21 protein-coding genes and 1 pseudogene are annotated in these 23,037 nt (G+C 63.1%); 7 read left to right on the top strand and 15 right to left on the bottom strand.

The window, feature by feature from the left end:
* Positions 1–21: 21 nt before the first annotated feature.
* The 3 genes from ACQY4Y_RS11565 to ACQY4Y_RS11555 all read right to left on the bottom strand — a co-directional run bounded on the left by ACQY4Y_RS11565 (position 22) and on the right by ACQY4Y_RS11555 (position 3,202).
* Positions 22–984: a polysaccharide pyruvyl transferase family protein gene (locus ACQY4Y_RS11565; protein WP_428490697.1), complete on the bottom strand. Its 963-nt coding sequence runs from the start codon at positions 982–984 to the stop codon at positions 22–24.
* Positions 981–1,940: a glycosyltransferase family 2 protein gene (locus ACQY4Y_RS11560; protein ID WP_428490696.1), complete on the bottom strand. Its 960-nt coding sequence runs from the start codon at positions 1,938–1,940 to the stop codon at positions 981–983. Before ACQY4Y_RS11560 ends, ACQY4Y_RS11565 begins: the two co-directional genes overlap by 4 nt.
* A gap of 143 nt (positions 1,941–2,083) precedes the next feature.
* Positions 2,084–3,202, bottom strand: coding sequence for an MFS transporter (locus tag ACQY4Y_RS11555; RefSeq protein ID WP_428490695.1), 1,119 nt, complete (start codon positions 3,200–3,202; stop codon positions 2,084–2,086).
* A gap of 84 nt (positions 3,203–3,286) precedes the next feature.
* Here ACQY4Y_RS11555 and ACQY4Y_RS11550 point away from each other — a divergent pair, with 84 nt between their 5' ends.
* From ACQY4Y_RS11550 to ACQY4Y_RS11540, 3 genes are read left to right on the top strand one after another with little or no spacing between them, the layout of a single operon-like run.
* Positions 3,287–3,637, top strand: a complete 351-nt coding sequence (locus ACQY4Y_RS11550) for a transposase (RefSeq protein WP_428489847.1) — start codon at positions 3,287–3,289, stop codon at positions 3,635–3,637.
* Positions 3,610–4,284 carry an IS3 family transposase gene (locus ACQY4Y_RS11545; RefSeq protein ID WP_428490775.1) on the top strand — a complete coding sequence of 225 codons (675 nt, stop codon included), beginning with the start codon at positions 3,610–3,612 and terminating at the stop codon, positions 4,282–4,284. The genes ACQY4Y_RS11550 and ACQY4Y_RS11545 overlap by 28 nt, the downstream gene beginning before the upstream one ends.
* On the top strand, positions 4,271–4,429 hold the full coding sequence (locus tag ACQY4Y_RS11540) for an IS3 family transposase (RefSeq protein WP_428490694.1): 159 nt from the start codon (positions 4,271–4,273) through the stop codon (positions 4,427–4,429). The genes ACQY4Y_RS11545 and ACQY4Y_RS11540 overlap by 14 nt, the downstream gene beginning before the upstream one ends.
* 157 nt (positions 4,430–4,586) lie before the next feature.
* Here the strand turns inward: ACQY4Y_RS11540 and ACQY4Y_RS11535 are convergent, their stop codons facing one another.
* From ACQY4Y_RS11535 to ACQY4Y_RS11510, 6 genes are all read right to left on the bottom strand, one after another.
* A complete protein-coding gene (locus ACQY4Y_RS11535) occupies positions 4,587–5,936 on the bottom strand; it encodes an FAD-dependent oxidoreductase (RefSeq protein ID WP_428490693.1) in 1,350 nt (449 codons plus the stop codon).
* Positions 5,937–6,704: 768 nt separating this feature from the next.
* Positions 6,705–7,058 carry a DAHL domain-containing protein gene (locus ACQY4Y_RS11530; RefSeq protein ID WP_428490692.1) on the bottom strand — a complete coding sequence of 118 codons (354 nt, stop codon included), beginning with the start codon at positions 7,056–7,058 and terminating at the stop codon, positions 6,705–6,707.
* Complete coding sequence (locus ACQY4Y_RS11525; protein ID WP_428490691.1) at positions 6,964–7,488, bottom strand: DAHL domain-containing protein; 525 nt, start codon at positions 7,486–7,488, stop codon at positions 6,964–6,966. Before ACQY4Y_RS11525 ends, ACQY4Y_RS11530 begins: the two co-directional genes overlap by 95 nt.
* On the bottom strand, positions 7,460–7,948 hold the full coding sequence (locus ACQY4Y_RS11520) for a cytochrome-c peroxidase (protein WP_428490690.1): 489 nt from the start codon (positions 7,946–7,948) through the stop codon (positions 7,460–7,462). Before ACQY4Y_RS11520 ends, ACQY4Y_RS11525 begins: the two co-directional genes overlap by 29 nt.
* Before the next feature lie 14 nt (positions 7,949–7,962).
* A complete protein-coding gene (locus tag ACQY4Y_RS11515; RefSeq protein ID WP_428490689.1) occupies positions 7,963–8,256 on the bottom strand; it encodes a cytochrome-c peroxidase in 294 nt (97 codons plus the stop codon).
* Between the two features lie 1,142 nt (positions 8,257–9,398).
* Entirely contained in the window at positions 9,399–10,202 is an 804-nt protein-coding gene (locus ACQY4Y_RS11510) for a response regulator (RefSeq protein WP_428490688.1), read from the bottom strand.
* Between the two features lie 576 nt (positions 10,203–10,778).
* Between ACQY4Y_RS11510 and ACQY4Y_RS11505 the strand changes: the two genes are divergently transcribed.
* Together ACQY4Y_RS11505 and ACQY4Y_RS11500 are read left to right on the top strand one after the other, a co-directional pair.
* A complete protein-coding gene (locus ACQY4Y_RS11505; RefSeq protein WP_428490687.1) occupies positions 10,779–11,891 on the top strand; it encodes an acyl-CoA dehydrogenase family protein in 1,113 nt (370 codons plus the stop codon).
* 162 nt (positions 11,892–12,053) lie between these two features.
* On the top strand, positions 12,054–13,610 hold the full coding sequence (locus tag ACQY4Y_RS11500; protein WP_428490686.1) for an ISL3 family transposase: 1,557 nt from the start codon (positions 12,054–12,056) through the stop codon (positions 13,608–13,610).
* A gap of 219 nt (positions 13,611–13,829) precedes the next feature.
* On the opposite strand, the gene ACQY4Y_RS11495 is transcribed toward ACQY4Y_RS11500, so the two are convergent.
* The 4 genes and pseudogenes from ACQY4Y_RS11495 to ACQY4Y_RS11480 all read right to left on the bottom strand — a co-directional run.
* Complete coding sequence (locus tag ACQY4Y_RS11495; RefSeq protein ID WP_428490685.1) at positions 13,830–14,588, bottom strand: alpha/beta fold hydrolase; 759 nt, start codon at positions 14,586–14,588, stop codon at positions 13,830–13,832.
* A 2,065-nt stretch (positions 14,589–16,653) separates the two neighbouring features.
* Entirely contained in the window at positions 16,654–16,959 is a 306-nt protein-coding gene (locus ACQY4Y_RS11490; RefSeq protein ID WP_428490684.1) for a DUF6295 family protein, read from the bottom strand.
* A gap of 11 nt (positions 16,960–16,970) precedes the next feature.
* Entirely contained in the window at positions 16,971–17,729 is a 759-nt protein-coding gene (locus tag ACQY4Y_RS11485) for a dienelactone hydrolase family protein (RefSeq protein WP_428490683.1), read from the bottom strand.
* Between the two features lie 746 nt (positions 17,730–18,475).
* Positions 18,476–18,583: pseudogene (locus tag ACQY4Y_RS11480) on the bottom strand (IS5/IS1182 family transposase); the annotation flags it as partial.
* 412 nt (positions 18,584–18,995) lie between these two features.
* On the opposite strand from ACQY4Y_RS11480, the gene ACQY4Y_RS11475 reads away from it, so the two are divergent.
* Both ACQY4Y_RS11475 and ACQY4Y_RS11470 read left to right on the top strand, forming a co-directional pair.
* Positions 18,996–19,211, top strand: coding sequence for a DUF2283 domain-containing protein (locus ACQY4Y_RS11475; protein WP_428490682.1), 216 nt, complete (start codon positions 18,996–18,998; stop codon positions 19,209–19,211).
* Positions 19,212–19,375: 164 nt separating this feature from the next.
* Positions 19,376–20,239 (top strand): SDR family NAD(P)-dependent oxidoreductase, encoded by an 864-nt coding sequence (locus ACQY4Y_RS11470; RefSeq protein WP_428490681.1) that lies wholly within the window; start codon positions 19,376–19,378, stop codon positions 20,237–20,239.
* Here ACQY4Y_RS11470 and ACQY4Y_RS11465 read toward each other — a convergent pair.
* Together ACQY4Y_RS11465 and ACQY4Y_RS11460 are read right to left on the bottom strand one after the other, a co-directional pair.
* Positions 20,214–21,293 (bottom strand): SDR family oxidoreductase, encoded by a 1,080-nt coding sequence (locus tag ACQY4Y_RS11465; RefSeq protein WP_428490680.1) that lies wholly within the window; start codon positions 21,291–21,293, stop codon positions 20,214–20,216. The two genes, ACQY4Y_RS11470 and ACQY4Y_RS11465, sit on opposite strands and share 26 nt — an antisense overlap.
* A gap of 74 nt (positions 21,294–21,367) precedes the next feature.
* Positions 21,368–22,420: a Rieske 2Fe-2S domain-containing protein gene (locus tag ACQY4Y_RS11460; RefSeq protein ID WP_428490679.1), complete on the bottom strand. Its 1,053-nt coding sequence runs from the start codon at positions 22,418–22,420 to the stop codon at positions 21,368–21,370.
* Positions 22,421–23,037 lie beyond the last annotated feature (617 nt).

The following is a 23,037-nucleotide window of genomic DNA, read 5'->3' as shown; positions in this document are numbered from 1 at the left end:
CCCAATCAGCCAATCAGCCAATCAACCTGGCTGGTAGGCGGAATTGCCGCTCGCTGGCAAGCACGATCGCGCTCGCCGGACGGCTCCGGCGCTCGAAGGCGCGCGCAGCGGCCGCGCCCGAATCGCTTGCACCGCGTCCAGCATCCGCGACTGGCACCGATCCAACGCGATATCGCTCGACAGTTGCGGCGCAGCCTCCGCCGCACGCCCCAGTGCCTGGCTCGCCCTGGCGACCAGCCGCTCCGAACCGATATCCGCCAGCCGAGGCTGCATCCGCTCGAGCCAGACCCGACCGAGGTGGAAGCGGCTCAGCCGGCTGGTGTCGGCCCATTCAAGCAGTGTCGAGGCCGGCAGACCGCGGAACCGCGGGCGCACCTCCAGCATCTCGGCCCAGTCCAGCCATTTTGCCTGATGCACCTGCGCCAACGGCCGGATCGCGACCCACGGCACGCGTAGCGCATCGGCCACGATCACGCCGTGGAGCGCCTGGCTCAGCAGCAATTTGCAGCCCTGGATCGCGGCCAGGATCGCCGGCGGTGGATCGCGCGGGTCGATCAGCCGGACCCCGGCCATCGCCGCCACCGACTGCCATGCACCCCAGCCGGCGCTCTCGAAATGCGGCATGAAGCCGATATCCTGGCCGCCCGCCGTGGCGAGTCCCAGTGCCCTGGGCAGCAGAACGGCCGGATCGCCCAGCGCCAATGCCGCCTCCAGACCAAGCCTGGCGGCGGTTCTTCGGCCTCTGACCCAGTGGATGACCCAGGAGCGGTCCAACACCGGCTTGGCCTCGTAGCCGCCGTAGCCCGACCCCGCGACCAGCTTGGTCGCCACCCGCGCGTGCCGTCGGTCCAGGATCGACCCGATGCCCAGGAACCGTACCGCCGGATCGTCGTCGAAGAAGTCAGGCAGCAAACGCGGCCACAGCAACGTATTCAGTTCGTCACCGAAATTGGATGCGCGACCCTGCCAATGATACAGGATCACGCCGCCACCGCCACCGCGGCCTGCTCGATCGCCGCTTCGGTGACGTGCCAACCCAGCGCCGCTCGGATGAAACCCACGGCGTAGGCAAACCGCCAGCGCGCCGCCAACAGGAAGGCGGTGTGGTGGGGGATCAGCGCGGCCGGCGCCAGCAGCCCCGCGACCAGCAGCCGGCGCGGCAGTTCGCGCCACACCGTCTGCGGCTGGTGCAACAGGCGGCGGGTCAGCACGGTGGATGCGCCCTGCCAGTACATCCGCGACAACAGCCAGGCTGGCTCCATCCGCCGAGCCTGGATCTGGTGGTGCACGACGATACGAGAATCATAGCGCACCGAGTGGCCGGCATCCTGCAGGGTCCAGGCAAGCTGAACCTCTTCGTCGGATAGCAGGCAGTTGCCATAGCGCCCCACCGCACCGCCAAAGCCGCCGGCGGCGAGCAGCGACAGCACGTGCACCACCATGTTCGCCGCATACGGCTCCAGGCCCTGCGGCACCGCCGGCGTGCGGTACTCGCCGCGCCCCTCATGCTCGATGATCGACAGCACGCCACGCAGCGAGGCCGGCCACCACGTCGGCAGCGGCGCTTCCCATTTCGGCAGGATCCGCCCCCCGACCAGCGCCGGCGGACGGCCAGGCTGGGCGATCGCGTCCAGGATCGATTCCACCCAATCGGTCGCCGGGATTGCGTCGTCGTCGATATAGGCGATGAACCGGGTCCGCGCCGCCCAGGCACCGGCGTTGCGCGCCAGGCTGACGCCGACATGATCGAGCCGGATCAGCCGCGCGTCATGCGCCGCCGCCAGGCTGCCCAGTTCCGCCGCCGCCGTTTCGCCCGAGGCGCTGTCCACCAAAAGAACGGTGAACCGATCGCGCGCCACGGTCTGCCGCTTCAGCCCATCCAGGCAGTCCTGCACATAGCGCGGGCGGTTGTGGGTGCAGATGCAGACGGTCAGGTCCATCCCGGGAGGCTAGTCCGCAAACCTTGCCAAATCGTTAACGCCCCCGCGCAAACGGCCCAGCTTCGCGGCGGTGTTTGGCGTCTCGCGCCAGGGGGGCAACCTGCCTGAGGTCGATTCGCGGCGGGATGGCGACGGCACGCCGTTCAAGCGTCCCGCGCGGCCCTCGCGTTCAACGATGCAGGAAGCCTCAGCACAGCCGCGAACAGCCCCGCGTGAAATGCGCACAATAGCCCAAACGCCACGGTGAATGGCCCTATGACGGCAACATCGGCCCGCGCCGAGCCCAATCTCCATGCCAGCAAGGTGGCACAGAGCGTCGTCAGGGTCGGCCCTCCCAGGCGCTGGAAGATGTTCATCGTGGTTGTCGCCATCGGCAGGTCCGCCCGCGGCACGGAAGCATATCCCGCGGTGATCGAAGGAATGCCGATCGCACTCATGCCCACACCCCGGACAAACAGGCTGACCGCCAGCACCATCACCACCAGGCCATGGCTCGCCAGGTAGAGCAACGGCAGCGTGCCGGCCAGCGCCAACAGCGCCCCGGACACGGCAATCGGGCGAATGCCGAACCGCCTGGTCAGATGACCCATCAACGGATAGGTGCACATCATCCCCACCCCAAGCGGCGCCAGCAGCCAACCCGTCATACTGGGCGAAAGGCCGCACCCTTGGATGAGATAGATCGGGATCAGCATCTGACCGGCGAACGAGATCCCGTTCAGCATGAACATCGCGGCAATGGATGCCGAAAACACCTTGGCTTTCAGCAACCGAGGGTCGATCAGCGCCGCCTCGCCCTTCCTGATCGCCACCCGATGGAACAGCACCAGCATGATGACGGACGCCACCAGGGTCGTGATCCCCATGCGCCCGCCCAAATGGTCCGTTCCGTACAGGAACAGCACGAGCCCGGGCGACAGCAGAGCCAACCCAGCCAGGTCCAGGCTGCGCGGCCTGGTCTCTTCGCGGTCATCGGGCAGCAACACCACCGCCAGCGCGAGCGCCAGGACACCGACCGGCAGGTTGATCAGAAACAGCCAACGCCACGACGCGAATTGCAGGATCGACCCGGCAATGACCGGACCCAGCAGCGGTGCCAGCAGAACCGGCAGTGCCGCGAAGCTCACCACCTGCGCCATCCGTGGCCCCGCGGCTCGGGCCATCATCATCTGCGCCATCGGCGCCAGCAACCCGCCAGCCATGCCTTGAAACACCCGGAACGCGATCAGCAATCCAGCCGAACCGGCCAGCCCGCACAGCACCGAGACTGGAGTGCGCCCCTGCGGGTGGACAGTTTGAGTTCGTAGATTTGACCCCCCTGATCGGGCTTCTGGAGACTAGAAGCCATGACCAAGCATCGTTCCCATAGTGCGGCGTTCAAGCGGCAGGTAGCCGAGGAATTCATCGCCGGGGAGGCGCTGCATGCGCTGTCCAAGCGCCACGACATCTCGCGCCAGCTGATCCGGATCTGGGTTGGCAAGTTTGAAGCCGGGGCGTTGGATGATGATGTCCAGGCGGCTGACCTGCTTCAGGAATACGAAGCCAAGATCGCAGCTCTGGAGCGGATGGTCGGTCGCCAGGCGCTGGAGATCGAGATGCTAAAGGGGGCTCTCAAGCAGGCACCCCGGCCGAAAAGCGCGAATACCTCCGTCGTCACCGGCCCCGTGGCATCACCGCCCGCCGGGGGTGCGAACTGATGGGGCTGGCGCGCTCGACGTTCTACGACGCACCGCCCATCGCGGCGTCTCAGGACGATCTCGTCCAACGGATCAGCAAGATCTGTGACGAATTTGAGTGCTACGGGTACCGACGGGTGAGTGCGGCCCTCCGCCACCAGGGTATGGTGGTGAATAGCAAGAAGATCCGCCGCCTGATGCGCGAGCATGATCTGCAACCGAAGCGCCGCCGACGGCATGTCGTCACCACCGACAGCAACCATGCCAGCCCGATCTTCAAGAACCTGACCAAGGGCCTGGTGGTCGAGCGCTCCAATCAGCTCTGGATCGCGGACCTGACCTATGTGGCGATCCCGGGTGGCTTCGTCTATCTCGCCGCCATCCTGGACGCCTGGTCGCGCAAAGTGATCGGCTACGCCATCAGCCGATCGATGGATGCCCGGATTGCGATCGCCGCCTTCAAGGCCGCCATCCGCCTGCGTCAGCCGCCCAAGGATTGTGTTCACCATTCCGATCGGGGGGCGCAATACGCGTCGGACGCCTATCGCACTTTGATTGCCGAGTACGGCCTAAAAGGTTCGATGAGCCGACGCGGCAATCCCTATGATAATGCCAAAGCCGAGAGCTTCATGAAAACCTTGAAGGTCGGTTTACTTGGCAGCCTATGAAACCTTCGAGGATGTTACCGCCGGTCTTCCACGCTTCATCGACGAGGTCTACAACACCAAACGACTGCATTCAGCGCTTGGCTATCTCAGCCCGGCCCAGTTTGAGGATCAACACACCCGCCAGACGGTCAAAATGCTGGCTTGATTCTGTCCACCCGCAGGGGCGCACTCCACGCCTCTCGGGGGGCCCACCAAACCGGGCGTTTCGTTGGGAGCCTGATACCCGAGGGCGCTCGCGTTCGCATGGTGGTTGTAGGGACCAAAAGTGCGATGCAAGGGCGATCGTCTTGCGGGAGTACCGGCTACCACGCCGTCGCCATTTCCGCCCGCACCCGCCGTACGAGATCCGGATCGTGATACGCGTTGTGCGACTTCAGCATGTGCCAAACCTCAACCATCAACCTATGCACCGCTGGGTCGCGTGCAGCAATTCTGGACAAAGCGGTGGCGGATCGCAACGACTGCTCCAGGTCCACCGGCCTTTCGCCGCGAGTGGCGGGAGAGGCGAAATCCGGGATCGCCGACATCATCCATGGCGTTTCGATCAGACACTGTGCCTCGGCTAGGAATGTCTGCCCCAGACCGGCCAGTGGGTTCGTTTTGGATGTGCGTTCTTCAAGCAGCTTATGCAGCAGCCTCGCCTCCTTGGCCGCGACTGTCATGCCCTGACCGTAGACTGGGTTGAATCGGCAGATCGAATCACCGATCGGGATCAGGCCATCGGGAAAGGCTTCGACTGCCGCGAAATCGCGCCGAACACTCTCGGGCAAGGCGAAGCGCCGTAGTTTGCCGACCGGAGCCAGGCGACGTACCGCATTGTAGATCGTCGGCGTGGCAAGTTGTCGCAGATATACCAGGAGTGCGTCCCAGTCCGCAGGCGGACGGTCGGCGCCCTGGCCTGCCACGCTCATCATCCAGCGGTTGCCCTCCATCGGTAGCAGTATCGCGCGGCGCGTCGAATCCGGCAGGTTGGGGCGTGTCAACACCATCTTCCAGTCGGACGGCGCGTCGTTGGGGGTGGTCATGACGGCTGTGGTGTAGCCAAGGTCAATCCCGATCTTGGTATCCCGCGGCTGAGGCCGACCGATCGCCTGCAGCAGATTTGTGGTGAGATGGCCTCGTCCGGAGGCGTCGACGACGATGTCTGCGGGCAAGGTTTCGCCGCATTGGCCGGAGCCTGTCATGCAGTGCACCGCGGTGACGCGGCGTCCGGCGTCATCAGCCGCGATATTCAGGGCGCGGCAGTTCTGTCGAACGACGATGTTGCTCCGCTGCAAGACGCGCTGCCGCACGGTGAATTCGATCAGCGGTCGAGACATCAGGTAGCCAAACAAGCCAAAATCGCGCTGCGGCAGCGGATCGCGATCCGGCCATTCTTCGCGCAGGTCCTGGTTAACCCGTAATGGCACCCCCCCGACGCGGGCGAAATCGTCGCTGAGGCCGGGGAACAGCGCCTCGAGTGCCTGTAAGCCACCAACCAGCAGGCCGTGCGCGTGCTCAGCCTGCGGCGTTCCCGCCCGCGGGAGGGCCCCGGCAGGCAAACTGTCGCGCTCCACTATGACCACTTTTTCAAACCAGTCGGCGAGCGCTCCGGCCGCAGCCAGGCCGGCCATACCTGCGCCGATGACGACGGCGTATTTACCAACGGACACGGTCATTTCTCCTCGCTTGTCGGTGCGAGGACATTTGAACGTTTGGGATTACCGGCTGATGTCTGTGAGGCAGGGAATCGCTACGGCCGTAATCGGCTGGTGGGGCGGGATAGGAGAGCCGAGTCCTTCTGTTCGATACTTAAGAGGAACGATCGACAGTTTCTGCGGCCCTAGCTTCAGACCGTTTGTACGGCAAACAACCAGCGAGCGCCGCCGCCATTTCCATGGCGACGATCGGCCATTGCACCAAATCCGAGATTCCGGCGGCCACCAACGCATCGGCGCCAATTCCGCAGGTCCTCCTGGGATCGCGACATGTGCCCCGGCCGAATCGCATCAAAACCTAGAATGTCCCGACAGTCCTTCCCGTCCGGGGTCAGCACGCACAGCCAACTGTGCAGGCAGGCCGAGACCAAGGTTTGCTTATCCTCGCCCGGCGTCAGTTGCTCAACGAATGGGATGTGGATGATACCCTCGCCTGTCGGGCCGAATCTGTTCGCCAGGTCCGCCGCGCGATCCGGCCAGAATGTTGGGAGAGGCAAGCTCTTCCCGGCTCCACACGTGACGCTGGATCGGCGCGCTGCCGGGAAGGAAATACGCCCTGTCGCCACCTAAATACTCCGCCAGTTCGGTCAGCGCATCCTCCACAAGCTGGTCGAGCACATTCGTCCGTGCGTTGATGAAGCGTGTCGAAATGTCGGCAATCGCGTGCTCGAGTGCAACGCGCTGGTGCAGCGCGTTGCACTCGAAGCTTCATCTCAAGGTAGATCAAAGCCGCGATGTGAAATAGAGCAGCAGCCAGAATTGGCGTGCGGTTGTCCTGGATGCCGTTTGGCGCGCGACGATCATCGCGCGGAGAGCGTCCCTGTCGCGGTTCTGCGGGAACGCGCGCAATCCCTTTATCAGGTCATCGGTTGCCTGGAGGAGTTGGTAAAGCAAACGTCCGTGCGCCAGCAGCGCTTGAACCGACGCGCCATCGCCGGGCGGAGGACGCTGCTCGGCAAGCTTGTTCAACAAAGTCTCAACCTCATTTACGGTCATCGGCGATGTATCCAGAGTAAGATGCAGCATCGCGGTGACCAGCCGACTGGCGGCCGGTATGGTAGATTCGGTCGGGTTCAATGTTCCCAAACGGGTGTTGTACAACCCGAAATACGCCAGAGAATCTTTGCAAAAGGGCATTGTTGCTCTTGAATTGTTCGACCAGAGCTTCCTGCTTCGCCACTGCGGCCGCGAGCCGATGAAGCGTGGCGGCCGTCGCGGCATCGACCGCCGCGGTTTGCCGCAACCGAAGCAGCGATGCATCCAAATCGTTGCAGCCGCGCACCAATTGATCGTAGTTACGCAAGACCCCAATACGAGCACTGTGGACGTCGAGCTGCAGCGCATTTTCGGTTATTGTGAAGCGGTCGAGCGCGGTAAGAGCACGATCAAACATTTCAGAGCCGGTGTTGCTTGCACGAAACGACAGCGCGATAGGCGGAGCAGTAGGAACAATACGGCCACGACGATCGGGGCTATCTTCATGGCGGCGGCGCGATAATCGGAACACCGCGATAGTTCCCTGTCAGTGTTCGCATGAAGGCGACAATGGCCTGGATCTGCTGGTCCGATAAGTCCTGATCAAGTTGTGCGGCTGCCATTTTACGCACCGCGTAGCGCAGAGTTGGGGCACTGCCGTCATGAAAATAGGGCGCCGTCGTGGCGACGTTGCGCAAGCTAGGGACGCGCAAAATCTCCGGTTTCGGTGCGGCGAGCGGACCGAAGATACCGTGGCGCTCGTATAGGTTGCCGCCTACGTTCACCCCCTGGTGACGGGAGACACAGCCGAGCGAAACAAATAGCTTGTAGCCGTCGTGCTCTTCCGGTGTGAGCGCCGCGGTATCACCCTCCAGCCGCCGGTCGAACCGGCTGCCGGCGGTGAGCAGCGACCGTTCAAAGATGGCGATTGCGTCCAGCAGGCTTGCCCGGTCCGGCGCGTGTCCATAGGCGTCCGCGAACTGGCCAACCATCTTCGGGTCGGCATTCAGCTTCCGCAGAACTTCGTCAATGCTGGTGTTGCTACTTCTATATTTTCGAACGACGATTGGGCTTGGACCTCAAGCGATCGCTGATTGCCCTCCCCGTTCAGCCGAAAGCTCAGTGCTGCGTTGAACACCGTGGGGATGTTGAACGACAGCGGTGACCCGTCTCGAACTTTCGACGGGCTGCCTTTGTCGGCGCCGTTGGTGTGGATGTCGTGGCAGGACGAGCACGCGAACGTCCCGTCGTGCGACAATTGGCGATCCTCGAAAAGGCTTTCTCCGAGCGCAAGCTTCAATGGGTCAGCGGCCGGCGGTTGCGGAATCGGTGTGATCGGTTCCTGATCGGCGATCGCGCTCCGGCCCAGACTTGCAGGGTCAGGCGCTTGCCCAGGTGCGCCGCCCGTCAGAGCCGATATCGGTGGGGACGGAAAATGCTGTTATAACGATTGGACCAGAACGGTCCGACTGCAAGTGTCTGATATCGAAGACGCGCCGCTTCCGCCGGATACCTCGATTGATTCATCGGGTATGGCTTCCCCGCTCTGCCCAATTCTTTGATTTCATGGCGGGGATCCCGATGTCCTCCAGTATCCTGTCGTCTAGAGCCTCCAACACCCGGCTCGTCAGCCTCAGCGGCCGCGCGGTCCGGCGCTTGCTTAGAACCCGGGCAAGAGGCGACGGGATTAATGCGGTCCAACGCGAGGCAGGGGGTTGCGGGGCTTCCGATTCGCCACCGGCTTCAAGATCAACGGCAGCGGCAGGTATCGCCCGATCCCGGTGTCGCTGTGACAGGATCTCATCCGACCATGCGTGGTATCCTGACCTTGCGAGCCATTCATCCGGACACGTCTCTCGCTGATTCGCCTGGTCGGCGGGATGCCGCCACCGTGCCGCCTCGTCCGGGCCGCCGCGGTCGACAAGATCCGCACCATGCGGCTGAAACCAGCCGGGGGACATCGCCGCGCCGCAAGCAGCAAAGCCTTCTATCAGCAGCTCCCTGACCCACGACATAGCGGCACGGACCGCATTCCGGCGCGGGTCCGGCGGCGGGGACGTGGCGTTCGATCCGGCCTCACGCGGGCAAGCAGCCTGGAGAGAAAATCGACCCTGTAGCGGCTGCAACTGGCGATACAGGTCCGCTGTGATCAATGGTTGTTCAACCGCTGCACGACCGATAGCGGCCGAAGATTTGGGCAGGCTGATCGCCTTATCTGTGTCGGCGCGAAGGCAGGGCAATTTCAGCTCTTCGGGCAACTGGATTCTGGACCGCATGGACTCTCTTCCAAATTTGTTGACCGGACAGAGTTTGCGGTTTGCGTGTTGCCGCAGCATTCCGGTGCGGTCAAATGTGGTTACCGTCGTAGTATCGCGGCCGCGACTGCAGCGCTGCCATCGATCTCCGGCGGCCGCGCTGCTTGCCTCGGGATGGCTCGACGCCTCACGATAACGGCTCGACCGGCAGGGCGAAGACATAGCCGACGCCACGTTCGGTCTGGATAACCTGCGGCGCACTTGAGTTGATCTCCAGTTTGCGCCGCAGCCGCAAGACTTGCACATCGATGCTGCGATCGAATACATCCTCGTGGACCCGGGTTGCCTGCAGCAAGTGTTCGCGCGTGAGTGGTCGCTGCGGCGCGTCAAGAAAGGCGGTCAGTAGCGCGTACTCGCCTTTGGTTAGCGCAACCGGGGCGCCGTCGGGATCGGTCAGCCGTCGGATACGACGATCGAGCTGCCAGGCGCCAAATCGGAAGCGACCTCGTTCCTGATCGCGTTGCCGTGCTATCCGCCCAGCTTCCCCGCGCCGCAGCACGGCTCGGATCCGGGCAAGCAGCTCACGTAGGCTAAATGGCTTGGTCATATAGTCGTCGGCACCGAGTTCCAACCCCACGACCCGGTCAATCTCGTCGCGTCGATGACCGGTGATGATGATCACAGGTACATCTGAACGCGAGCGCAACTGGCGCAGCAGCTCCAGCCCATCCTGGTCGCCCAGGCGCAGGTCGAGGATGACCAGGCTGGGTTCGGCGGCGGCAAATTGTCTCGCGATATCGTCTCTTTGAGCTGCAGACACCACATGCATGTTGTGTCCATCGAGGTAGTTCGCGACCATGTGGCGGATTGCCGGGTCATCATCGATAAGAAGGACACGCGTCGGCTGCGTTTGCTCGTCGCGGGGGCGCGAGTCCTGTCGGCCAATTAGGTTGGGAGACCCGTTGCCGAGACCGCTTGGTTCAAAGTTCATCAATCGACCTTCGTTGCGTAGCTAGATTGAGAGTCAAGGGTGCGACGTCATGGCCAGCGGCCACACCGGCTGGCTTAGCCGGGGGAGGCGTAATCCGACGTGAATCGCCAGGCGAGCATGGAAGCCGCGCATCGGCTCGTGTGTGCTCCGGGTCGTGCCTAACACGAATCATTACGGGGCTGCTCCGGCCAAGGTGGCGCCGGCTCGCTTGTGGGGGCCCGGCGTCGGCTTGGCCAGTGCACATGGGGATCGCGGCCTGCATTATCGCTGCGATTGTGCTGCCATCGTCAGGGTCTTCAGCGGCAGGTTTCAGGAGCGAACCGGGTTAGTGCGGACATAGAGCAGCTCGTCGAGCATTATTACAGCTGAAACGTCTTACCTCGCGCGCGTCACGGAATTGAAACCCGGTTGCTGCAGGCTTGCCCAGACATCGCCCGGTTCGGCCTCGCTGTGAGGGCTGGCCCGGCATGGGCGATCCCACAGGCCAAGGACCGTTGCACAATGAACGAGATGACATCCTTCCGCGCGGCGCCTGGGGTGTCGGGGCTGGTCTCCACTGCTCAGGCACTTCGGCCGTTGATCAACGATCACCGCGAGGCGATTGCGACGGGCCCGGATCTTCCGCTGCCGGTGGCAAACGCCTTGATCCGGGCGGGACTGACACAACTCTGGCTTCCTCGCTCGCTCGGAGGCCTGGAGACACCGCCGCTCGATTTCTTCGCGGTGATCGAATCCCTGGCCAGGCTCGACGGAGCGGTGGCGTGGTGTGCTATGATTTCATCGGCCGCCTCACGCTTCGCAGGGCTGATCGCCGCCGACCCGATGCGCCGTCTGCTGCCGCCTGAGACAATGCTCGCTTTTAGCGGCAGCGGACACCCCACCGGCTCTGCTACCCGCGATAACACCGGCTGGCGTATCACCGGGCGCTGGTCATGGGCGAGCTTCAGCCGGCACAGCACGATTTCCAGCTTTATGTGCGTGGAGCAGGCGGACGGCGCGCCACGATTGACCGCAGAGGGGGCCCCGGTGTTGCGCGCTGTGCTGCTGCCGTCCGAAAAGGTGCAGGTCCTAGGCAATTGGAACAGTGGCGGCCTGCGGTCAAGCGGCAGCCATGACGTGACGTGCTCGGATGTGTGGGTGCCAGACGGCTGCACGACCAGCATGGAGATGACTGAACGGCAGCCAGGCCCGTTGTATAATCTACCGTTCTTCTCTTCCTTCGCCATCTCGGTCATGGCGGTTCCGCTGGGCATCGCGGCCGCGTCCATCGACGATCTGGTCACCCTGGCCCGGACCAAGGTCGCGTTTCTCAACACGTTGCCGATTTGCGAGCATGAAAGTGTCCAGCTCGATGTGGCGAAGGCAAAGACGCGGCTACAGACTGCCCGCGCCTTCGCCATCGAGGCGATCGGCTCGATGTGGGCATCCGTCTCGTCAGGCCAGCCGGCCTCAATCGAGCAGCAAGCGTTACTGCGCATGGCATGCTGGAATGCCGGCGACGCCGCGAAAGAGGTGGTGGGCAGGATGTACGCCGCGGCCGGCAGCAGCGCCGTGCTGGAAGAAGTGCGGTTTGCCGCGCAGCTTCGCGACGTTCACGCGGTTTGCCAACACATCAACTTCGCCACCCGCCTGATGGTTGCTCCGGGCCGTATCATGCTGGGGCTTGAGCCGGGCACGGGGCAGATTTGAAGCGGCCGGGCTAATGCCCGGCATAACGCCCCCGCTCAAGTGATCCATGGCTTCGTGCCGTAAGGCTGTATTAGCGTCAATCGGCACGCAAAAAGGGCTCAGACTCAATGCTGATGCAATTTGCCCTGACCGTGAGCAGCGAATCGGTCGGGAAACGCCATTATGGGTCTTGGAATCACGCTTGCTCCGTGCGGCCTCGCCATTGAGAGTATCGAAACAGAGGCCGACACACTGCGGATTGCTGCAACGCCAGTGAGCACGACCGCCGCATGCCCGGTCTGCGGCGCCGTATCCGCCCGCATCCACAGCCGCTATCGGCGAACATTGACCGATCTTCCATCGCAGGGACGGCGTGTTGTGTTGACCGTCTGCGCCCGCCGGTTCCGCTGTATCGATGCCGATTGCCGTCAGCGGATCTTCGCCGAACGACTTGAGAGCGCGGTGGGTGGCCCGTTCGCACGCCGCACAATGCGCCTCGATGGAATCGTGCATCATCTCGGCCTGGCGTTGGGCGGACGGCCAGGACAGAACTTCGCGCGACGTCTGCTGCTTCCCGTGAGCAACGACACCTTGCTCCGCGTCGTACGACGCCGTGCCGTCCAACCCCGCGAAGAACCGCGGGTAATCGGTATCGATGACTTTGCCTGGAAGCGCGGTCACCGCTACGGGACGATCATCTGCGACCTGGAACGGCGGCGTATCATCGACATTCTGCCTGCTCAGGAAGCCGCAACGGCGACGGCATGGCTGGCTGATCGTCCGTCGATCACCATCATCGCGCGGGATCGAGGCGCCGGTTACAGGCAGGCCGCCGCGGAGGGCCGTCCTGACGCCGTTCAGGTCGCTGACCGGTGGTGGCACCTGATGGAAAACGCCAGCGCTGCCTTCCTCACCGCCGTGCAACGGTCGATGACCACGATCCGCAAAGCCGTCGGTGCAGGCATCCTCGATCCGGAGGCTTTAACCGCCGCTGAACAGCGCCAGCATACCGGGTGGCTTCGCCGCGAGGCAGAGAATGCTGAGATCCTGGCGCTCTCGGTTCGGGGCGTGGCCATCAAACAGATCATGCGGCGAACCGACAAATCACGCGGGCTCGTTCGCCAGGTGGTTCGGGGTGGGCGCGCCGATATATTCCGCAGCCGGATGAGCTCACTCGATCCGTTTCTGACGCAGCTTGAGACGGCATGGACCGATGGCAGCCAGAACGGTGCCGCACTGTGGCGCGCCATGAAAGCCATAGGTTTTACCGGCAGCCTGCGTGTCGTTACCGAATGGGCGACGCGGAAGCGAAAGGACAAGGGAACGGCTACTCGGGAAAAGCGGCCCAGCAAGACACCGTCTGCCCGCCGCATCGCCCGCATGATGACAATAGAACGCGACACGCTGTCGAAAGCTGTCGCCCGGACAGTCGCGATAATCGGAGTGGCTGTGCCGGATCTGACGTCGGCACGAGATCTGCTCGATCGCTTCCATCGCCTGATCCAGCACCGAAAAGACAAACGTCTGGATGAATGGCTGGGGGATGCACGGCTTGGCCTGATGGCCTCGTTCGCATCAGGCATCGCTCAGGACCAGGCGGCGGTGAAAGCGGTATTGACCGAACCATGGTCAAACGATCAGACCGAAGGGCAGAACACAAAGCTCAAACTGGTGAAGCGGCAGATGTATGAGCGCGCCAATCTCGACCTGCTGCGAGCCCGTCTTATCGGGACGGTGTAGTTGTGGCCGATCTCAGCACCAACATTGCGTCAGAGCCCCTTTTGCATGCCGATCGCCCCTCAAACAGGCTCCCTTTTCCACGCCGAATTACACTCAAGTCCGAGACGGCCTGAGGATGTGTCATTGTTCCCAGACACCTCGACAAGCGATCTCACAGAGCGCTATCGAAACCGCGGACAAGACTGAACAAGCGTCTGGCGTCCAACGCCGCGAAGAAAACTAACGGGCCGCCGTCACCGGTGAATGCACCTTCAGGAAGCCACGCACCCGGTTGATCGTCCGGGCCTTCAGTTCTGGAGGATCATTCCAGGGGTACACCGTAAAGTCGGCATTTGGCGCTAGCGATGCGATATCGACGGCCGTTTGGTAAACGTGCGCCGGAGTGTCGTCCGGCAGGACAAGCATCGGAGTCTGGCAATCACGCACGAACTCGCGCGATACGCTGTACACAAAGTCGGGCCGGGCACGATAAAGAGCTTGCAGGTACTTCTCGATGGAAACCATCGTCACCTCAGGCCGCCTCTCGCGAAATTCTTTGGCCCAGACATCGCGACTTAAATCATACATCACGTCCGGGCTGTCAGGACGGTGGCCGATCGGCTGGCTCAGTACCGCCGCGACGACGCGCTCCGGGGCCCGCTCCATCAGCTTGAGGGCAAACGAGCCGCCAATGCAGTTGCCGAAGAATAAGAACTCGCCGATGCCGAGGTGGTCCATCAGTCCCAATTGGTCGTCGGCGAAAGCGCCCCATGGGTCATCGACCGGGATCGGCCCGGTGGATTCACCGCCTGTGGCGTTGCGCTGGTCCATGGTGATGCAGCGAAACTCATTGCTGAAGATGTCCATGGCATTGAACACGGCGGTCGGCCAGTTGCTGACCCGCGAGTTCAAACCACCCCCCGGGGTAACCAGGAGCGGAAAGCCTGATCCGACTTCCTCGTATCGGATCCTAACGTCACCTTTCTCATAATACGACATGACATTCTCTCCCACAGGCATCGCAATGGGGAAAGTCTCACACCGCCTCCCCATGCCGTAAAGCTCTGGTTATTTGGGGTGACTCGCTGGCGAGAGCTTACGGAAAGATCACCCTGAACTACGTATCTCAGGACGCAAGAGATTTCGAGGTGTCAGCAAAACCTTGCTGCGTGCGATTGAAGTCCGAGCTGCGGAGTGAAGCAACGTCCAATGCACCCTGGAGGGAAGTGAGACTGGCCGCGCAGTCATCCTGTCCGGAACACCGAGTTACCCAATGTCAAAGCGCCTGCCTGTTTCATAGTCTTCGGGCTGAAGTGCGATTTTTCGGCTTCCTGAAGTGACCGCTCATAGACCTTCGAACCGCCCTGCAGAATGACCCACGGCTGCGCGCTTCTCACCATCGGCAAGCAAAATAAGCGTCCGGGGCATTGTGTGAGCCGTGACCGACCTCCAACGGCCTCAAGGAGTTGGTCAGGCGACTTACCGCTCTCGCTCCAAAACGCATTCCATAACCAGCGCGCGACCAAGGGCACGAAGTCGGACCGCTCGGAAGTGGATGTTACTGACGTCGGCATGGAATGCTCATTGGCTCACAATTATTTGCAGCATGCAGACAAAGATGGGTCACCTATTGGTTCCGAGTGATTTGAGCCCGCACATTCTGGCCAACGAAATGAGAGAGCGGCGGCGAGAACAGGTTGGCGTCGGCTGTTGATATCATTCGACGCCTGGGTCCCTATCTCGGCATGGCATAAGGCAACGTCGCGGTCCGTAGCGGACAGGATTTCTTCTGTGAGAGCGTCCAACAGCGACGTCAGATCTTCCTCCGGATTCCAGAGGGTCGATGTCGTCTTGGTCATGGAGCGCTCCGGAACAATCCAACCCGGAGCAGCGCGCGCCGTATACGTCGGCGGCCACTGTCATATTCAACCGGCGAAAGACCATGCGTCGCACGAAAATCCGCTGCTGAAAGCCCGTTTGCGAGACCTGATATGATCCGCAATACAACGCTGTCTCCAGTGAACAGTCGATAAAGTGCGGCTAAGGCTTCGCTGGCGGCTAGCACACGTTCCTGATCCGGTGCTGGGCAGACGACCTCATGGAACTCCGCTTTACAGTTCTTTCCGAAGGCTATGAGTTCGGCTTTGCGCCGTTGCCGTTGCCAGATTTCATTGCATATACTTCGCATTGCGCCCGCCAAGAAGACGAGGAGCGGCACACCGGGAGGCCACTGCCGCGATCCGTCCGACGCGCGTGCGAGGGCCTCATGCACTAAATCAGACCAGCTGACGCCATTCGGGAAGCCCGCTCGCGCGCAGGCGCGCCAGAGCTTGCAATCGCAACAGGTCATCGCCAGACAGCTTCGCTAGCGCGCGGGAGACAGCAGCTGCAGAGTCCGCCGCATCGGCGATCCCCTGTGGTGCAAGTTCAGTTACTTCCATCATGAACTAAGGCGCACCTCGACGTTCCATGCGGACATGACTCTGCAAAAATTTTGCCTGTCCGTGTCAGCCAATTTAAAGCGCCTCTCCGACCGTGAACCGTTGGAGAAGTGCTTTGGACATTACGGAGATGCGCTCGGCATTCGCCGAGGAACTGCGATACATCGCCCATGTGCGCTCAAACCGCGTAATCGCTGCGTTCGCTGCCATCCCGCGTGAGCATTTCCTTGTGGTGCCCCCCTGGCAGGTCTTTGATCACGACGACCGATCTGACTGCAACGCGGCTTTGGGAGGTTTTTTCCTTCACCGTTGGCTGAGCTTGCGCTCACGCGCTTTTTGCCGGGTCACCGTCCTGTCAATCCGATGCCCGGCGAAGGTGCGCTATTTCTCGGTTCTTCAGCACCCGGCGGCCCCTACGGATCGCGACGAGCGGGGGAATAAGCGTCGTCACGTTCGCCCGCTACGCCATGACGCCTGACGCAGCACATTTCGCTGAGGCGTTGCCAATGAGACTGGATTGGCTCGCCGGGTGCCCGCGACTTAGCGCCGCACTAGCACCCGGTTGTTGAAAGAAGGGTGATCCAGACGTAACCTCTCGCGTGGTCTCTGACGTATCCGGCAGATTACGCTGCCCGAACCAGTCGGGGCGCAGCGCCCTTGCCTCGCACCTCCGCCTCCTCGAAATCGGCGGCGGCAATCGCTCGGTCTAGCGCGACGCGCAGTTCCTTCGCGGTCTCCAGTGTCAGTTCAATCCCAGCCCTCGCCTCGGGGCCGAGGCCCGCGTTGAGGAAGTCGAGCGTGATGACGTCGCTCAGTGGCGCATGGCGCGCGTGGTCGTATGCGACCACCGCCTGCGTTAGCGGAAACCATGAGTCCCCGCGTTTTGCCATGCCCTCCGCGCGTGCGATCTCGATGATGGACGTGCACATGTCCTAGCCTCCTACTTCGAGAGATACTTGCCAAAGAACGCGAATATCTTGTTCCAGCCGTCCATCGCCTGTTCGGGCCGGTACAGCGGGCGGTGCCAATAGAAGAACCCGTGGCCGGCCCCGTCATACCGGTGGAACTCATAGATCTTTCCATGTTTCTTGAGTTCCGCCTCGTGCTGGTTCACCTGTTCCGGACTCGGCGCCCGGTCGTCGTTGCCAAAGAGACCGAGCAGCGGGCAGCTCAGGTCCGTTGTCATATCGATCGGTGCGACCGGTGTTTTGGCGTTCAACTCCTCCGGGCCCATCACCACACGGCCACCCCATTGCTCGACGCAGGCATCGATATCCTTGCGCTGGCATGCATAGATGAAGGCGTGTCGGCCGCCCGAGCAGGAGCCTATCAGGCCAACCTTGCCGTTGCTATCGGGCTGTGCGCGCATCCATTTCACAGCGGCTTCGGTATCGCCGACCATCTGGGAGTCGGCAATGCCGCCCTCGGCGCGCACCTTTGCGGCGACGTCGTCGGGGTTACCGTCGCTGCCCCCTCCCTCTCGCTGGTAGAGGTTAGCGCAGATCGCGAGATAGCCGTGATGCGCGAACCGGCGGGTCGTCTCGATGTACACCTCGTCCCAGCCTGGAAGATGGTGCACAAGCACGACGCCCGGAAACGGGCCAGGACCGGATGGCTTGGCGACGTAAGCGGTTATAGGCATTCCTTTGTCGCCGCTGATGGTCACGTTCTCGCAGGTCATACCTCGGTAGAATGACATCGATCTTCCTCCATGGAGCTGGGCATTGGGCCACCGAAGCGGCGCGTGCCGCTCATCAACAAGCGGCGTGAGGTCGCTTTGCTGCGCGCCGGCGCCACACCGTCAGTATTCGACGATCGCCCACTGGGTGCAACAAGAGGCAGGTGCCAGACGCGAGCTGGCTCGGAAGGCGGTCGTCACCGGACGTTGTCACGCCGTCGAGAAATTGCCCCTTCTGACAGGGCTGCTTCTGGCAGAAATACACCCAACGCCACGCTGGCGATGATTTCTCGATGGGTGCGTCGATCGCCACTATACTTGGGGATATGGCCGAGCCACGACAAAACCACGTTCGTTGATACGACTCCAAATCCACTCCGACGGGGCGAACTACATTATTGCAGACGTCTGCAAATCGATGGTGGCCGATTGGCCCGCTGGATTTGCAGACGTCTGCAACGCTATGGCGGGGCTGACAATGGAGACGTTGAAGCGATGGCATTCGGTGCGAGAGGTCACCTGCCATGGGTACATCGCTCTCGTTTTTTGGGGACCATTATTTGACGCGTTCGTCTGACCTGGCGCTTTTACGCCGGCTGAGGCGCAAGTTCGGCGCGTCCCAGTTGATATTGATATGACATCAGCAGGATGTCTACCTTGCGTTCATACGAGCAGCGCCTCTCCGGTTCAAGTCTGTTACAATCTGGACGCCTAATATCAAAGTGGTATTCCGATCCTTCGGGAAGGCTAGGCTCCGGACTCAATCACTACAGGTAGAACAACATGGCGGCGGCAATGCAAATGGCGGATAAGAAGGTGTGGGCGCAGCAGTCGTAGCGCGTTGCGATGCGCCGCCAATCTTTGAGCTTGGCAAACTTCCAATCCCTCAATTGCAGTCGTCTGCAATAACAGGAAGTATAGGGGCACGGGATGGTGGTCGTGCAGCACTGAGGCAAAGCATCCCAGATTGTTGAGGGGTTCCACCAGGTGGCGCGGCTGTTCATCAGATGTTGCCGGATCATCGGGCGCACTGCTTCGGGGAAAGTCCCAAGAATGCCATGGCCCCCCTGCAGATGGCCGGCAGCCATCAGTGCAATTCTGTGGGGCTCGGGATAGCTGAGCTTGCGCGGGTTGCAGATCACGAGGTCGGTGAAGGGATTGAGCAATTCCATGAGGTCGTTGATCACCCCTAGGTTTTTCAGGCGTATCACTCGGTCAGGTAGCTGACCGAGTGATACGAACCATGGCCACGGAACTGCTTACACAGAAGATCGGACACTCTCCGCCATGAGGCTGCATCACCACCCGGACACCGATAGATTCTACATCGCGCTGAAGTCCGAATCCGGCCCCGAGGAACTCACGCTCGCCAACGGGGTAAAATTGAACTTTGATGTGAATGGAGACGTCATCGGTTTCGACAGCGACCACGCTTCCCGCCGGTTCAACCTGACCGCCCTGGAAATTGTCGCATTAGCACTTAAGACTACCCGACTTGCCTGAGGGCGCGACGGCAACCCGGTTTTTCGCCCGGGGCGTCGCGGCCGTCGATCACCCAGACCGGCAACGGGCCGGAAGCATGAGCCCGAACAGCGCCTGCCCCACCACCCGCCAACCCCCAACCCCACCGACACCCCAATGCCCAATCCCCCCAAACATCCCCCGCCATGCCGGTCAGCGTCATAACCGGGGCTACCGGCGGCATCGGCCGTTGGATCGCCTCAGGCCTGGCCGCCGCCGGCCACCGCGTGGTGATCATCGCCCGAGACCCCCAGCGCGGCCACGCCGCCATCGACTGGCTCACCACCCACGTCCCCACCGCCCAGGCCGAACTGCTGACCGCCGATCTGTCATCGCTGCTCGCCACCCGCCAGGTCGCCGCCCGAATTACCGAACGCTTCCCGGCGATCGATGTGCTGGTGAACAACGCCGGCGCGTTCCGCACCCGCCGCCAGCAGACCGCCGAGGGCCACGAACACGTCATCGCCGTCAACCACCTCGCACCATTCGTGCTCACCCGCGCGCTGATCCCCGCGCTGCGCGCCGCCGCCGACAAAGCCCCAATCACCGCCCCGAACACCCCAACCGGGGCCCGCATCGTCAACGTCGGCTCCTCCACCTCCGACCATGCGCGGATCGATCCCACCGACCTCGAGGGCAACCGGCGCTGGGGAATGGTGCATGCCTACAGCCAGTCCAAGCTGGCCCTGACCATGGCAACCATCGGATGGGCGCGCCGGCTGCAGGACACCGGCGTCACCGCCAACGTGGTCCACCCCGGCATGGTGGCAACCGGCCTGGTGCGCGCCCGCGGACCGATCGGGCTGGCATGGCGTGCCATGGCGCCGTTCCTGCTCACCGAACAGCAGGGCGCCGACACCCCATTACACGTTGCCCTCTCGCCCGATTTCCGCGCCATCACCGGCGCCTACGTCAAGCAACGCCGGGTCGTCCCGCCCAACCGCCTTGTGCAGAACCCCGCTCTGATGGATCGGGTCTGGTCCGCTACCGAGACGCTGGCCGGACCCTGACCCGCCGGCCCGCCGCCCGCGCCAGCCGTCCCAGTTTCGCCCCCGCCGATCCCGCCCGCCACAGCCAAAGCTGAACGCTGCGCCGCCGAGCATGACGGCCGAACGGCCCGTGGATCGGCGATGCATCCTCCGATGCGGCGAACAGCGTCGGCTGCTGCAGCCGCGACGCCTCCGGATCACGAGTGACGTGGCCGTCTAGCCCCAGACGCGTCATCAGATACGCCACCAGCGCCGGCGAGACCCTCGCCGCCAGCGAGAACGCCGCCGCGGTGCCACTGATCACCATCTCGGCCCGCCCCAGGCTGACCGCCAGATGAATGCCGGCGGCCACGATCTCCGGCTGATACACCGGCGGCACCGGGCGTGCCGGCCAGCCCATATGGGATACCGCATGAGAAAAGAACGGCGTGTTCACTGCCGGGGGAAAGATCGTGCTGACCCGGATCGGACTGCGCTCGATCCGCAACTCCGCCCGCAGCGCCTGAGCAAACCCGCGCACCGCCGATTTGGCCCCGGCATAGGACGTCATCAACGGCAAACCATGAAAGGCCACCGCCGAGCAGACGTTCACGATCGTGCCGCGGCCGAGCGGTGCCATCAGCGCCAAGGCCACCCGGCAGCCATTCACCGTGCCGCCATAGGTGACCGCGGTCACCTGGTCGAACTGCGCCTCCGACACGCTGCTGAACCGGCCATAGACGCCGTTCCCGGCACAGTTGATCCAGACAACCGGCGGCCCCAGTTCGGCCACGATCGCATCAGCCGCCGCCCGCAGCGCCGCGCTGAGCGTGACGTCGGCCACCGCGACGGCGGCCCGCGCACCGGCGGCCCGGACATCGGCGGCGGCCGCCGCCAAACCGGCCTCGCCGCGCGCGATCAGGCCTACCCGCCAACCGTGGCGCGCAAACAGCACGGCGGTGCAGCGGCCGATGCCCGACGACCCACCAGTAATAATCACGCTGCGGGTCGGCACGTCGGCCGCCGTCACGCAGCCGACGGCAAGCAACGCCGCATCGGTCGCAGCATCGGTCGCCAATGACGAACCAGCGCTCACCGAACCAGCATCATGGTGGTCTCGCCAGCACGATCGCGGCGTGATCGAAACGGCGCGTGCATCATGCCGCGACGCTACGGCAACGCTCGGCCATTCTCGGCCAGCGTCTCCCTCAAGTCGCGGATCAGCGGAAACACCTCCTGATTCCAGTCCGCGCCCTGTCGGTCGTGCGCGGCCTGTTCCATCTCCACGATGGCGCGGTCCTCGGCGAAGATCCGTTCAGTGAACCAGATCAGAATCGGCCAGGCCATGTCCAGCAAGCCGGGGATCTTCGGGCGCCGCACCGACAGCATGCCGAACGTGCGGTTGCTGCGCTGGGCCTCGTCGATCGGGACGTAGACGATCCACAGATCCATCACCGGATCGTCGCCGCTGGTCCAGATCTTCAGGGTCTGATACGGGTACTGCGTGCGGATCGTCATCAGGTCGCGCTGCTCCTTGGAACCTCCGCGCCGCAGGCCGACGATCGCTGCCTCTCCCAACGGCTGCCTCCCGCTGGTCCGCGCGAAGCTGTAGTCGCACTCCAGCCAGCCTGGACCTTTGCGCCGCTCCAGATAACGCGGTGCCATCTGCCCCATCTGCCGCCGATGCAGGAACTGATGGTTCATGTCCATCAGGTTCTCGTGCATGAAGGTGTAGTGACAGGCGACCCGGCGGCCAAATCGCCGCGTCTTGAACGCCGGGTCGGCCCCCGAACCCAGCGGCGGCAGCGGCCCCGCCGCCGTCGGGTCGCCCGGCCAGATGAAGATCATCCCGTCCTGCTCCCGGCACGGATAGGACCGCACGCCATTGGGCAGCCTGCCCTTGCCGAGATAAGGCACGTCGACGCACCGCCCGGCACCGTCATAGGTCCAGCCGTGATAGCAGCAACGCAGCGCGCAGCCGTCCACCACACCCTTGGACAGCGGCACCTGGCGGTGCGCGCAGCGATCCTCCAGCGCGAACACCGCCGCCCCCTTGGGGCGCGCCAGCACAACGGGCTGGCCGGCGAACTGCGCGGCATAGGTTTTCCCCGGTTTGAGCTCCGACGACCAGGCAACCGGATACCAGTGGGCCGGGTGAATGCCGACCCGCCGCAGATCCTGCTGCGGGCGATCCAGCGGCATCAGGGCAGGGACATCGAGCATTGAGACTCCTTGCGTTCGCGGCAATTTTCTCGGTTGGGGGCATCCGCCCGGACATCTGCTTCCATAATCGGCGCAGCCACCCTGAACAACGACTTCTTCTGCCCATCGCGGGCCAGGTTTGGCCGCCCCGGGCGTGATCAGACCGGCTCAATTCTTCCCGTAGCAGCTGATTGCGCCGGAAACATGGTCCACTGTTCGCGCGGCGATCTTCCGCCCGGCGCGAAATCGGCCCTGAACCGATCGGCGCCAACCGCACTTGAAACCAATCGACGCCGCTCCAGCCAGTGCCGACGCGCCTGAACCGCCGCCCCCTCATCTTTGACGCCGACACACCCTGCGCGGCGGCCTGACCTACGGTTCCGACATTTCCGAGGAAATCATCGAAACGACAACCGATTGGAACATCTTGCTGGCCCGACCACCGCGAACTGCCGCCGCGCCCCAGGACCCGCCCCAGGACCCGCCCCAGGACCCGTCCCAGGACCCCATCAATGACACCCGCTCCCCATCAGCGGCACCACCCACGGGAACAAGACGTGTCCGAGCCCGCCTCAGCCTCTGGGCTCGCCAACTTGTGTATGTCGCTGAAACGCGGCCTGTCTCCCGAAATTGCACAT

This window comes from Rhodopila sp., from assembly GCF_965277165.1.
Lineage (GTDB): Bacteria > Pseudomonadota > Alphaproteobacteria > Acetobacterales > Acetobacteraceae > Rhodopila.
This window is presented reverse-complemented; position numbering and strand designations above follow the sequence as displayed.

Coding starts and splice junctions, on each gene's coding strand:
- ACQY4Y_RS11475 (WP_428490682.1), top strand. CDS start 18,996: ATGAGGCTGCATCACCACCCGGACACCGATAGATTCTACATCGCGCTG.
- ACQY4Y_RS11510 (WP_428490688.1), bottom strand. CDS start 10,202: ATGAACTTTGAACCAAGCGGTCTCGGCAACGGGTCTCCCAACCTAATT.
- ACQY4Y_RS11490 (WP_428490684.1), bottom strand. CDS start 16,959: ATGTGCACGTCCATCATCGAGATCGCACGCGCGGAGGGCATGGCAAAA.
- ACQY4Y_RS11560 (WP_428490696.1), bottom strand. CDS start 1,940: ATGGACCTGACCGTCTGCATCTGCACCCACAACCGCCCGCGCTATGTG.
- ACQY4Y_RS11470 (WP_428490681.1), top strand. CDS start 19,376: ATGCCGGTCAGCGTCATAACCGGGGCTACCGGCGGCATCGGCCGTTGG.
- ACQY4Y_RS11485 (WP_428490683.1), bottom strand. CDS start 17,729: ATGTCATTCTACCGAGGTATGACCTGCGAGAACGTGACCATCAGCGGC.
- ACQY4Y_RS11495 (WP_428490685.1), bottom strand. CDS start 14,588: ATGTCGTATTATGAGAAAGGTGACGTTAGGATCCGATACGAGGAAGTC.
- ACQY4Y_RS11500 (WP_428490686.1), top strand. CDS start 12,054: ATGGGTCTTGGAATCACGCTTGCTCCGTGCGGCCTCGCCATTGAGAGT.
- ACQY4Y_RS11460 (WP_428490679.1), bottom strand. CDS start 22,420: ATGCTCGATGTCCCTGCCCTGATGCCGCTGGATCGCCCGCAGCAGGAT.
- ACQY4Y_RS11520 (WP_428490690.1), bottom strand. CDS start 7,948: ATGGTTGGCCAGTTCGCGGACGCCTATGGACACGCGCCGGACCGGGCA.
- ACQY4Y_RS11550 (WP_428489847.1), top strand. CDS start 3,287: ATGACCAAGCATCGTTCCCATAGTGCGGCGTTCAAGCGGCAGGTAGCC.